12 protein-coding genes are annotated in these 11,733 nt (G+C 70.6%); 1 reads left to right on the top strand and 11 read right to left on the bottom strand.

The window, feature by feature from the left end; genetic code table 11:
* Positions 1 to 41: 41 nt before the first annotated feature.
* From ABZ281_RS17825 to ABZ281_RS17785, 9 genes are all read right to left on the bottom strand, one after another.
* Positions 42 to 326, bottom strand: a complete 285-nt coding sequence (locus tag ABZ281_RS17825; RefSeq protein ID WP_356656504.1) for a hypothetical protein — start codon at positions 324 to 326, stop codon at positions 42 to 44.
* 3 nt (positions 327 to 329) lie between these two features.
* Positions 330 to 1,193, bottom strand: a complete 864-nt coding sequence (locus ABZ281_RS17820) for an N-acetylmuramoyl-L-alanine amidase (protein ID WP_356656502.1) — start codon at positions 1,191 to 1,193, stop codon at positions 330 to 332.
* Between the two features lie 62 nt (positions 1,194 to 1,255).
* Positions 1,256 to 3,346: a right-handed parallel beta-helix repeat-containing protein gene (locus ABZ281_RS17815; RefSeq protein ID WP_356656500.1), complete on the bottom strand. Its 2,091-nt coding sequence runs from the start codon at positions 3,344 to 3,346 to the stop codon at positions 1,256 to 1,258.
* A 13-nt stretch (positions 3,347 to 3,359) separates the two neighbouring features.
* On the bottom strand, positions 3,360 to 3,992 hold the full coding sequence (locus ABZ281_RS17810) for a hypothetical protein (protein WP_356656498.1): 633 nt from the start codon (positions 3,990 to 3,992) through the stop codon (positions 3,360 to 3,362).
* 10 nt (positions 3,993 to 4,002) lie between these two features.
* A complete protein-coding gene (locus ABZ281_RS17805) occupies positions 4,003 to 4,929 on the bottom strand; it encodes a hypothetical protein (RefSeq protein WP_356656496.1) in 927 nt (308 codons plus the stop codon).
* A gap of 1 nt (position 4,930) precedes the next feature.
* Positions 4,931 to 6,076, bottom strand: a complete 1,146-nt coding sequence (locus ABZ281_RS17800; protein WP_356656494.1) for a phage tail protein — start codon at positions 6,074 to 6,076, stop codon at positions 4,931 to 4,933.
* A gap of 1 nt (position 6,077) precedes the next feature.
* The gene (locus ABZ281_RS17795) at positions 6,078 to 6,965 is read right to left on the bottom strand and encodes a hypothetical protein (protein WP_356656492.1); all 888 of its coding nucleotides are present in this window, start codon (positions 6,963 to 6,965) and stop codon (positions 6,078 to 6,080) included.
* 13 nt (positions 6,966 to 6,978) lie between these two features.
* Positions 6,979 to 10,551: a phage tail tape measure protein gene (locus tag ABZ281_RS17790; protein ID WP_356656490.1), complete on the bottom strand. Its 3,573-nt coding sequence runs from the start codon at positions 10,549 to 10,551 to the stop codon at positions 6,979 to 6,981.
* Positions 10,552 to 10,556: 5 nt separating this feature from the next.
* Positions 10,557 to 10,688, bottom strand: coding sequence for a hypothetical protein (locus ABZ281_RS17785; protein WP_356656488.1), 132 nt, complete (start codon positions 10,686 to 10,688; stop codon positions 10,557 to 10,559).
* Positions 10,689 to 10,754: 66 nt separating this feature from the next.
* On the opposite strand from ABZ281_RS17785, the gene ABZ281_RS17780 reads away from it, so the two are divergent.
* A complete protein-coding gene (locus ABZ281_RS17780) occupies positions 10,755 to 10,991 on the top strand; it encodes a hypothetical protein (RefSeq protein ID WP_356656486.1) in 237 nt (78 codons plus the stop codon).
* Here the strand turns inward: ABZ281_RS17780 and ABZ281_RS17775 are convergent.
* Positions 10,988 to 11,314, bottom strand: a complete 327-nt coding sequence (locus tag ABZ281_RS17775) for a hypothetical protein (protein WP_356656484.1) — start codon at positions 11,312 to 11,314, stop codon at positions 10,988 to 10,990. The genes ABZ281_RS17780 and ABZ281_RS17775 overlap by 4 nt on opposite strands.
* Before the next feature lie 104 nt (positions 11,315 to 11,418).
* The coding region (locus ABZ281_RS17770) for a hypothetical protein (protein ID WP_356656482.1) at positions 11,419 to 11,733 on the bottom strand (315 nt) is incomplete at its 5' end.

Raw genomic sequence — 11,733 nt, 5'->3', positions numbered from 1 at the left:
GCGGCCCAGCCGCCTGGTGAGCCTCCGGGCCGCCGCGCGCATCAGGCGTCCAGACCTGGACGGCCGGTGATGGCGATGCCGCCGTCCTTGTCCGGGTAGTGCGGGGGCCTGGCCAGGCCGAGGAACCAGCCCCAGCCTCTGCCGGCCTTCTGCTCCAGCAGCCGGAACAGGGCGTAGTACACGGTGCCGAACGCACCGGCCAGCGCGGCCGTGAGGGTGGCGTCGTCCAGGGTGATGCCGAGACGCGCCAGCTGCACCGCGGCGAACCCGACGACGTAAGGAACGAGGGTGCGCCAGAGGGACGCGAGCCAGTCGTAGAGCGTCATGGGTCAGTTCTCCTTCAGTGCGTCGCCGAGCTGGTTGAGGGCGGCCTGTGCGCCGGCCTCCGCTGCGGCCTTGATCTCGGCGGCGGTGAGCCCGCCGCCGGATCCGAGGGCGTCGACGAGCTTGTCGATGGTCGCGGCCTGCGCGCCGAGCTGGGCGAGGATTGCGACCGTGTTCTCGGCGGCGCGCCTGCTGTGGGCGTAGCCGGAGCCGAGGGCGGTCTGCACGGGGATGCTTCCGTCCTGGAGGCCCTTGTCGTCGGGCCAGGCCTTCTTGACCCAGTCGCCGACGGCGACCTTGTCGTCGAGCTGCACGGTGTCCTCCTTGGGTGTGGTGGTCTTGCCGGTGGCGCGGGCGACGATCGCGGGGAAGATCACCTCGCGGAACTGCTTGATGCGGGCCGGGCCCGGGCACGAGTGCGCGTCTGGGTTCCAGGCACTGTGCATGGCGTGCCAGCCGAAACCGGGGTCGCTGGCCCAGCGGCACAGGCGCAGCGGAATGCCATGCCGCTGGTGCGCCCAGACGCCGACCTTGATGAGCTCCTCAACCTGCTCGCCGGTCCATGGGTCCGTGGCGGTCAGGTTGGATGCGGTCTCCGCCGAGATCGCGCCCGTGCCGTCCGGCCGCCGGTTCGCTGCGGCGTTGGCGTCGGCGCGGGTCTCGGTGCCGATGTACTGGGCGATGTCGCCCTTGTAGCCGATCCCGAAGTGGGACTCGAGGTTGGTGGAGTCGCGCCAGTACTCGTAGGTGCGTCGCGCCGTCCACGGACCGACGATGCTGTGCACGATGAACTGCGTCGGCCGGATCGCCGTCTGCGCGTCCGACTCGGGTTGCAGCTCCATTTTCGTGGCGCCGGGATACCAGGCCATGGGGCCTCCAGATATGAGAAAGGCCCCGGCCGGCGGCGCGGGGCGGGGTGGGTGAACGCAGGTCAGATGAGGTTGTGGCCGGGTGAGGTCGTGCCGCCCGCGTAGTCGAGCTTCGGTGTGGCGGTCGACAGTGACAGCGCGGTACCGGACGCCCAGCCATTCCCGGACAGGTCGTTCCCGGCGATGACGCAGCCCGTCGCGGTCGAGGCGAGGGTGATCCCGTTCGCCGTCGACGCGCCCTTGCGGACCTTGTTGCCGGTGATCGTGCAGCCGGTCGCGCTGGTCGAGGCCCGGATGCCGGCCGATGACGCGGCGTAGATGGTGTTCCCTGTGATGTGGCAGTCGGTCGAGTTCGCTCCGTCGGAAGCCTGTCCGGCGAACAGCCCGAAGTTGCTGCCAGTGCCGTCGATGATGTTTCCCTGCATGAGGGTGCGCGGGCTGCCGGTCGCGTTGATGCCGTTGGAGCCGGAGTTGCGGACCGTGTTCGAGGTGAACGACGCGCTCGGCGACCATGCCGCGTACAGGCCGGTCGATGTTGTGTCCTCGGACAGGTTGCCGGTGACCTTCGGCGCTTCGCACTGCTCGACCTGCACCGCGTTGCCGGTGATGCTGCGGATCGTGTTGGTCTCGATGACCACGCCCGGATACCGGTAGGCGGCATAGGCCAGCACGCGAATGCCGCTGTCGGACTGCACGGCTTCGATCGTGTTGTCAGTGATCGAAACAGTCGCGGCAGGGACGCTCGTGGTCGCCGGGTTCGGGATCGTCGCCATGATGCCGGACATGCCGGTGTTGCGGATCGTGTTGCCCTCGATCTTCGCCCGCCGCCATCCGTAGGCGTAGATGCCCTCTTGCAGGGCGCCGTTGATCTGGCAGTTCACGATCTGGATGTCGTCGTAGGTGACACCTGCGGTGATCGAGTGAGAACCGACTGCCCGGCCGAAGTTGCCGAGCCGATCGGACGGCCCGAACGTGCAGCTCTCGATGCGGATGTTCTTCGCCGGGGTGTTGTCGTACAGGCCGATCGAGCTGCTGCCGCTCTTGGAGATGTCGATCTGGATGGCCTCGGAGAATCCGCGGGTGCCGCCGGAGCTGTTGTCGCGGAACCCGTAGAACTGGCAGTTGATCGCCCGGCCGCCGTCGACTGAGTTGAACTCCAGCGCGTGCGCCGTCGAGGTGTTGAGCACGGTCACGTCGCGCACGGTGATGTCGGCACCGTGCACGAAGTTGATCACGTCGGTTTCGGCGGTCACGGTACCGGTCACACCGTCGGAGGCGTTCCCGTCGTAGGTGCCGCCGAGCAGCGTGATGTGGGAGCGGCCCGAGTAGCCGGCGAACTCCTCGCCGGTGATGAAGTTGCGCAGGATCCCCGAGTTGGCGATGGCCTTGATGGTGGCGCCGTAGGCCCAGATGGTGGTTCCGCTGTGGACGACCAGGAACGTGCTCACGCCGTAGGTCTTGCCGCCGGGGAGGATGACCGTGCCGCCGCCTGCATCGCGTGCGGCGTCCAGCGCGGCCTGGATCGCCGGGCGGTCGTCGGTGATGCCGTCGCCGGCCGCTCCGGTGACGGTGAACCAGCCGGGGACGGCCAGGTTCACGCCGTCTTCCGCCACGATCGATCCGGTCAGCGTCATCTGCCGCGGGCCGCTGCGGTACCAGCGCACGTCGCGGGCGGCGTCGCCGGGCCCCCACTGCTCCTCGCCGTCCGCGAGTCGCCGGTAGGTGTCGTACCCGCCCTGGGCAGCGACGAGGGAGGCGTCGACCACATCGCCCGCAGACCCGTTGTACTGCGTCGTGCCGGTCATCGTGCCGCCGCTGCGCGGCAGCGCGGCCTCTGCCGTCGCCTGCGCCTGCGCCGCCAGCTCCCGGGCCGCCTGATACCAGCGCACCGGGCTACCCGAACCGTCGAGGTACTCGTAGTCGATTGCGGTGACGTCGGCGGTTTTGAAGGTGCGGATGGCGCCGGGTGTGGGCGAGCTGGCCGGGTTGGAGCGGAGCTGGGCGATGGGGGTCAGGCCGTCGTCTTCGTACAGGGCGGTGACGGCGGCGCCGGTCCCGGCCACGCGGACTACCAGGGGGTAGTCGGGGATGACGTTGCCCTGTGCGTCGGTGAGGACGTCGGCGGGGGTTCCGCCGAAGGTGTAGAGCGGCACGCTGCTGCCCCTTTCAGTCGAGCCAGTAGGAGCCGGAGATGTCCACCCACATCAGGCCGGCGGTGCCGCCGTCCTGCTGGCCGTCTTGCGAGTAGGCGACGAGGGAGCCGCGCCCGCCGACGGCGTTGGCGTCCTGGTCCGGGCTGAAGACCTCGCAGCGGCAGACGCCGGTCATCGCGTCGCCGGTCAGAGATGCACCGCCGTCGAACCGGGCGATCTGGGTGGGGATCATCGCGGTGGGGACGGTGGCCAGCTTCACGCCGTTGGCGGAGATGAGTTGGCCGTCGGTGCGCTGGATCGTGCCGCGCAGGTGGGCCTGCCCGCGGTCGATGCGGGCCTCCGGCAGGGTCTGCCCGGCCTCGAATCCCGCGGCCAGGGTGACGGGCTGCCAGTCCTGCAAGGGCTCGTAAATCGTGGCCCAGAGGTTCGTTACGGCGCTGATCTTCACCCAGGTCGTGCCGTCCGGTGCCACAGCGACGGTCTGTGCGGGGGCCTGGTCCAGGCGGGCGTCGCGGTCGGCGAGGTTGGTGACGTGCTGCCACAGGTGCGGGTCGATGGCCTCGGCCAGTTCGGCGAGGTGTCCGGGGGTGGTGGGGCTGTCGCCGCCGCCCGGGACGGGCAGTTCGGCGTATCCGATGGTCGCCAAAGGGGGGCTCCTAGGAGAACGTGACGGTGATGCGGCCGCCGGTGACGGACATGTAGTCGGTGGCGCCGGAGGCGTAGATGGCCAGGCCCTTGGCGGACCCGGAGGCCAGGGCGTTCGCCCACGACGTGGGCAGCGTGGCGGTGCCCGTGGCGCCCACGGACAGGCGCAGCAGGTCCTCAGGGCCGCTGCCGAGGTTGAGCTGTCCAGACGGCGGTGAGGAGTGCGCGTGCAGGTACAGATGCATGGGCCGCTTGGCGTTGACGCCGGAGCCGGTCTTGCGGGCGAACGCCACCTTCATCGAGGTGACGGTCTTGCCCGCGCACGCGTTCTGGATCGCGCTGCCGTAGAACCATGCGCCGCGGCGGTTGCCGCGGCCGGTCCAGTCGCCCTGGGTGGGGGCGGAGGCATACTCGTCGGGCCGTCCGCCGCGCCACGTCCCGGAGGCGGTGGGGCTGATCGTGGCGGGCTTCGGTGAGGGCACCGCCGGGCTGCCGGGGGACGGGTCGGAGGCGTCGGCGACCTGGAAGTACAGCTCCATGCGGCCGTCGACCTTGCGGACGTAGACGGCGCTGGGAATCTGCCAGCCCGACCCTGCCGGGGCGCCGGTGCCGTAGGTGGCCGCGCGCACCACCTGCACGTCGCGGGCGGCCTGCTCGGCGATCGCCTCGACGTCGTTCTGCTCCGCCTGGGCCGGGTCCTCGCCCAGCCGCCACAGCACCACCGGCACCGCCCCGCGGCGCACCGCGACGGTGTCGCCGGCCTTGCGGTTGCGGTAGGCGTCGGTGCAGGCCACGCCGTAGATGTCCGCGCCCATCATCCGCAGGTTCACCCGGCCGTCCTCGGTGACGTCAATGACGTCGGCGGACACGGTCTGCAGGCCACCGGCCTCGGAGTCCAGCGCGTCCAGGTCCTTGCCCAGCTGATCGCGGATGCCCACCTCACAGCCTCCTCGTACTGGTGCGGGTCTGGCAGGTCATCGACACCCCGCCCAGGGCGTAGAGGTTGGAGTCGATCAGGTGCTTCTCCCACACCCCCGGTGCGACCTCGGCCAGGACGACGTCGCCCGGCTCGATGGCCGGGTTGCACACCGACGTGAACGACAGCGAGGCCTGCACGCCGAGGGAGTTGGCCAGTTGCGCGACCGCCACGTCACGGGCCTGGTCCAGGCCGGTGATCAGGGCGGAGGCGTAGCGGCCCGTGCGCACGCGCACGCTCGGCAGGCCCAGGCGTCCCGGCGCCAGCGGGTCCTCCACCGGGTCGGGGCCGGCGTAGGTGATCGAGTCGGGGTTGTCGTCCCACTGGAACACCGGGCCGATCACTTTGCCGCCGTCGCCGGAGTCGCCGGTGACCGCCCACAGGTTCTTCAGGTTCTCGCTGGTCTCCTCCTCCGACGGTGCGGCGGTGACCAGGTTCAGGGGGATCTCCCACACGACCGGATCGCCCAGGGACGGCACCGGGGCGAAGGTGGGGATGCCCCGGGCGTCGCAGTAGACCTCCGCGCCCAGGGAGGCCGCGATACCGGTGGACGTCCCGGAGGAGTCGGTGCCGCCGGAGACGGCCGCCCACCGGTCCTCGTCGACCACGAACGCCGGCATGGCGGTGCCCGATTTCACCTCGCCACGCCACGCCACCGTCGAGCCGGGCAGGGCTTCGGCCAGCAGCTGCTCCGCGCACGCCTTGGCGGTGTCCGGGCCGATGGTGCGGGCCGTGGGAAACGACGCCCCGCGCACGATGTCCTCACGCCCGAGCAGGTCCAGGGCGACACCGAGACGGGTCCGGCGCAGCCGGTCGATGGCGTAGCGGCCGGCGGGGATCCACTCCACGTCCAGGCGGGGCACCTTGATGCCCTGGAACAGGCGGACCTCGGTGGAGATGCTGTTGATGCCGTGCCGGCCGCGCGGCGCGTCCAGCAGCTCCACCGAGGCGGCGTAGCGCACCTCCGCGGTACGGTCCGGCGTCACGCCCCCGGAGCCGAACCGTACCGGCGTCCAGCTCACACCACCGTCGTTGGACCACTCCGCGCGCACCGGGCGGGCGGTGGCCTGCCCCAGCGCGGCCAGCGCCGCGGCGGAGATCGGCAGCACGTCAGGTCACCGCGCCGTTCGTGGCCAGCGCCGCATAGCTCGGGTAGGAGGAGCTGACCGCGTCGTAGGTGGCGAACTGCGCGGCCAGGGCGTCGTAGGACCAGGCCGGGGCGCGCATCGGCTGCCCGCCGGTGGCCGGCCGCTCGATGGGCACGATGTCGAACGTGACGGTGTAGCCCCCGGTGGAGCCGAGCTTTCCGGTGGCCTTTTCGCTCACGGCGCCGGGCACGAAGAAGCGGTCCGGCTTCTGGTAGCCCGGCCGCACCTGCGCCAGCAGCACCCCCGAGCGGATCAGCAGCCGGAACTGTTCGATGTCGGCGGCCAGGACGTCCACCGACACCGTCTCCGCCGGCGCGGCCGCGGTGTCGTAGGCGACGGCCGTGTACGGGGTGCCGGTGCGGGCCGTGGACTCCTGCCGGGCCTCACTGGTGGTGCCCTGGTCCGGGCCGTACATCACCCGCATCGACAACCCGGGCTCCTCGAGGGACTTCAGCCACAGGTCCCTGGTCTGCGCCGGGGCCGGGGCGGGCACGACCAGGCCCAGCGACGACTCATCCCCCCAGCTTCCGTCCGCGTACTGCGGGCGGGCGGTGTAGGCCACGGCCACCCCCAGGGGCGCCTCATGGTCGTAGGCCTGGCCGACGCCCTCGATCGCCCACGCCAGGTCGCCCGAGCGCACGCCGACGGGTGCGGCGGCGCCGGGGTCCTGCCGGGTGATGGCCACCTTGCGGATGTCCTGCCACCCCACGGCGGCCGGCGTCTTGTAGTCGACGCCCAGGTACACGCCCGCCCACTGCTCGTCCACCACGGCGGTCAGGAAACCGTCGGGGCTGGTGAGGGTGGCGGGCGGGGTGACCTGCGGCGCCGACGGGTCCACGATCATCGGCATACCGGTGTGCCTCCTACTGCTTCTTGCCGGACCGCTTGGCGCGGCGCACGTCGGTCAGGGCGTCATCGACCCGGTCGGACACGTAGGCCCGCAGCACCGTGCCGTCCTCGACGACCAGGTACAGGGGCCGCCCGTCCGCACGGGAACTGCTCGGCGAGCCACCGGAGGTGACGGGGACGACACCGGCCGGCGCGGCCTGCGACGCCAGCCGGTCGGCCGCGGCCTCCACGGCGTCGCCCATCTGCGCCATGCCGGCGACCACCGCCGCGCCGATCCGGGCACCGGACCCGGCCAGGGCGTTGAACTGGCCGCCGGTCAGCACCGCTTCCGGCTTCTTCGTGCCGTTGTAGACGGCGGACAGGCCGGGCGGCAGCTTCCCGCCCTGGTCGAACTTCCCGGCGTAGCCGTACCGGTGGGTGAACAGGCCGCTCTTGTAGGAGCGGGCCCGGGGGCCGACCACGACACCGTCGCCGCCCCTGCTCTCGACGTTGGTCCCGTTGAGGGTGCCGGCGGTGTGCCCGACGCCGGCGTTGGTGATGCCGATCTGGTACGGGGAGCGCTTGTTCAGCACCCAGCCGTCCGGCGCGGTACGGCCGGAGAACGCGCCGGTGGCCCACCGGCGGTGCGGCTTCTGCCCGCGGATCACGGACTCGATCGCGCTGAGGAAACCCGAGCAGTCCCACGAGGGGTTGCCGTTGCCGCCCCACTGGTACCGCTTGCCGTGCTGCGTGCGCGCCCAGCGCAGGCCCGACTTGAAGCCACCCCCACCCACGCCCGCCTTCTCCAGCTCGGTGTCCGCCTTCCCGGAGAAGCCGACAATGGAGCGGATCATCCGGCGCGGAATACCGCTGATCATGTCGCGGTACACGGACGACGAACCGGCGATCTTGTCCAGCAGCGGCTTCACCACGCTGTTCAGGCCCGCCACGGCGGAGGCCTTCACACCGTCCTTCAGCCAGTCCACGCCGGTCTTCGCCAGGTCGACCGTCTTGGACGCCGCGTTCTTCACCCAGCCGAAGATGCCGCCCTTGGCGAAGCCCTCGCCCTGGAACGGGCGCAGGGACTGCCCGCGCATGGCGGCCTGGTTCACCGCGAGGAGCCGGGCCCGCTCATACGGGTCCCGCATGGCCTCGGTGACGGCGACGCCCTCACCGCGCCGCATCGGCACCAGCTGGTCATCACCCTGCCGGTAGGAGGACTGCCCGGGCAGCACACCACCGCGGGCGAAACCCTTGATCGGGTCCAGGGTGGGGGCACCGAACTTGGAGGCCACGGCGTTCCACACCTTGACGATGCCGCCGTTGTAGACGGTGTCGATGATGAACTTCACCGGGGTCTTGGCGATGCCCTTGACCTTGTCCCAGGCCATTTTGATGCCCTTGCGGGCGACCTCGAACGCGTCGGCGACCTTGCCGGTGGCGGCCTTGATCCGGTCGAACACGGGCTTGATGCCCGAGTTCCACACCGTGGAGATGACGTTCCTGATGCTGTTGAACGCCGGCTTGACCCCGTTGTCGTAGAGCCACTTGAACCAGCCGCCCACCGTCTTCAGCCCGGCCGTGAACCAGCCGAAGACGACCTTGGCCCCGGACCAGGCCAGTTTCACGCCGGCCACGATCCAGCCCACCACGGGCTTCACCGCGTTGGTGTAGAGCCACTTGAACCAGCCGCCCACGGTGCGCAGCCCGGCCATGAAGTAGCCGAAGACCACCTGAACTCCGGCCCACAGCAGCGCGGCTCCGGCCTTGATCCACCCGAACACAGGTTTGATGGCCACGTCCCACAGCCAGCCGAAGACCGCCCCCAGCAGCTTCACCGCCAGGTAGATCGGCCCGAAGACCACGATGGTCAGGACGGTCGCGAGGATGCGCGCGCCGGTGTCGATGGCGGAGAACACCGGCTTGAGCACGGTGTTCCACAGCCACGACGCGGCGTCCCCGACCCAGCGCAGGCCGGTCATGAAGCCGTCGACCATCGGCTTGATGCCCTCGGTCCACAGCCACATCGCGCCGGTCTTGATCGCCTCCCAGACGCCCATGACGATGCTGCGGAACGTCTGGGACTTCTTCCAGGCGATGACCAGGGCGGCGCCGAGGGCGACCACCGCGATCGCGACCAGGACGAACGGGTTGAGCGCCATGATGCCGTTCAGCAGGGCCTGCGCGGCCGCCCACCCGCGGGTGATGGCGGCGATGCCGCGGCTGGCCAGGGAGTAGATGGACATCACGCCGATGACCGTGCCGGTCATGATGGCCTGCGCGGACAGGGCCAGCGTCACGCCGCCGATCAGGATGGCCAGCGGCGAAAGCCAGATGCCCCACTCCTTGAACCAGCGGATCGTTCCGCCGACGGCGCTGCCGGTGTCCTTCACGACGGGGACCAGGTGGTCACCGAGCCACGTCGCGGCGGTCTTCACCGGCGGCACGACGTCCTTGTTCAGGAACCTCCCGAAGCGCATCAGCGGCGGGATGGCGTACTTGCTCGCCACGTCACCCAGCGCCATCAGGGCCCGCCGCTTGAACTGCTCGAACGTCACGCCGGCGTTGTCGCGCAGGTCGTCCCCGGCCTTCTTCGCCGCGCCGCCCACCTTGCCCAGACCGTCCACCGCCTTGGACGGGTTCAGGCTGTAGAGGGCCTTCCCCATGTCCTCGGCCTTCGTGCCGAACAGGGCCACGGCCGCGGCGTTACGGTCGACGGGGTCCTTCATCTTGCGCAGCTTGTCCAGCACCAGCTGCAGACCGGTGGAAGCGCCCTTGCCGCCGCCCGCGATCTGCGCGGTCATCTCCTTGGCGTCCAGCCCCAGGGCCTTGAAACCGTCAGCGGACGCCTTGGAGCCGTCCGTGGCCCGGATCTGGAACTCCTTCAGGGAGTCGGCGATCACGTCGGTGTCGCGGGCACCGGCCTTCATGCCCTGGGAGAACAGGCCCATGGTGGTCTGCACGTCCAGGCCGAGCGACCGGAAGATCGTGGAGTACTCGTTGAACGTGTCGGCGATGTCATCCGCGCGGGGCCCGAGCTTCTGCATCCCGGCGAACAGGACGTCCATCGCCTCGTTGCCGTTCTTGGCCAGCCCTGTCTTCAGGATCTGACCCACCGCGTTCGCGGTCTGGCCCAGGTCCAGCTCGAACAGTGAGCTGAGGTCCTGCACCTTCGTCGCCATCGTGGCGAGCTGCTTGGTGGTGGCCTTCTCCGGGGCCAGGCCGGCGGCCATGATGGCGCGCACCGCCTGGGCGCCCTCGTCGATCGAGCCGGTGACCGCGCCCGCGTACAGCTTCCCGGCCGCGGCCCCGGCGGTCTTGGCCTCCTTCGGCGACAGACCGAGCTGTGCCTTCAGCTTGCCGGTGGCGGCCTGCTTCTCGACGGCCTCGCTGATGCCCTTGGCGACCAGGGCGCCCACCACGGCGCCCGCGGCCAGGGCGCCGGCCTTCATCTTGCTGGATAGGCCCTGCATGAGGTTGTCGCCGCCCTGCTGTCCCGCCCGAGTGGCGGACTGCCGCACGGGCTCCTCCAGCTGCTGGCGGAGCTCACGGCGGAACTCGGACATGGACGGCAGGACGTCCAGCCACACGGATGCAGCGCGGGGCATGGATCTCACCCCTTCTCTGCGTGCTCCGGTGTCACCTGGGCGACGAGGTTCTGGTACCAGGCGTGGTCCTGGGCGGCCTGCTTGGCGGCCTTCTTCGCGCGCTTCTTCTTCGCGCCGGGCTTCTCCGGCCGCCACACCGGCTCCGGGTACGGCTCGGGCGGTGCCTTCTCGGCACGGTTGGCGTTGCGGAAGTCGGTGAGCAGATGGCCGATCAGGTCGACCAGGTCGGCGGCCCGGAAGTCGCCGTAGCCCAGGTGGTGGCCGACCGCCTTGCGGGCCAGGGCGCCGTTCGGCGGCAGGCCCTCTACCAGTTCCCGCAGGTGCCGCAGGGTGATGCGGCCCTGGAAGAACGCCCGCAGCGGGCCGCCCTCCCCGTACTGCGGGTACTGGTGGCACAGGTCGGCCTCGACGGCCCCCGGGTGGTCCCCGAGGACGTCTAGGACCGTGTAGGGCGGCCCTTCTTCAGGGCTCCCTTCATGTCCTCCATCGCGGCCATGCGGATGAAGTTGACGTCAGCCGGGTTTCCGCCCGCCTCGCAGAACTCCTGGTACTGCTGATCGCCCAGCATCGCTAGGGCGATCTCCTCGTCCGACTCGGCGTCGTCGACCCCCTTCGTCCACTCCGAGGGAGCGAACATCGGATGCGGCACCGTGAACGTCTTGCCGCCCGGGCCCTCGAACTCGACCTCTTCGCCGCCGACGGCCTCGGCGTACTGCTGGCGCACGGTGGCCAGGACGTAGCGCTTCTTGTTGGGCTTGCTCATGGCGTTCTCTCGCTCCTGGGGTGTCTCGGGGTGAACCGGTGAAGGCGCGGCGGCGGCGGGGCTCACCCCGGTCTGCCGCCGCCGCGCCGGTTTGCGCGGGGCGGTCACTGGCCGCCCGGCGTGGTGGTGGTGATGACGACGTCCGGGGTGGTGCCGCCGGTCAGGCCGGTGGCGTCGCCGGTCAGCTCGGTCACGTCCGTGCCGGCGTGCTGGCCGGTGAACGTGACGGTGATCGGCGTGCCGGGGTGCGGTCCTCCGACGCAGGCGACGTCCCCGGGGTCGACGTTCGACAGGCCCTCCAGGGCGGCCTGCACACCGGCCGCGGACGTGTTGTAGGGGATGCCGGCGGTGGTCTGTCCGTCGAAGGTCAGCGTGTAGGTGCCGCCGGTCGGATCGCCGGTGATGGCCACCTGCTGGAC

Source organism: Streptomyces sp. NPDC006265 (assembly GCF_040613555.1).
Lineage (GTDB): Bacteria > Actinomycetota > Actinomycetes > Streptomycetales > Streptomycetaceae > Streptomyces.
Note: the sequence above shows the minus strand (reverse complement) of the source record. Positions and strands in the feature narration are given on the sequence as shown.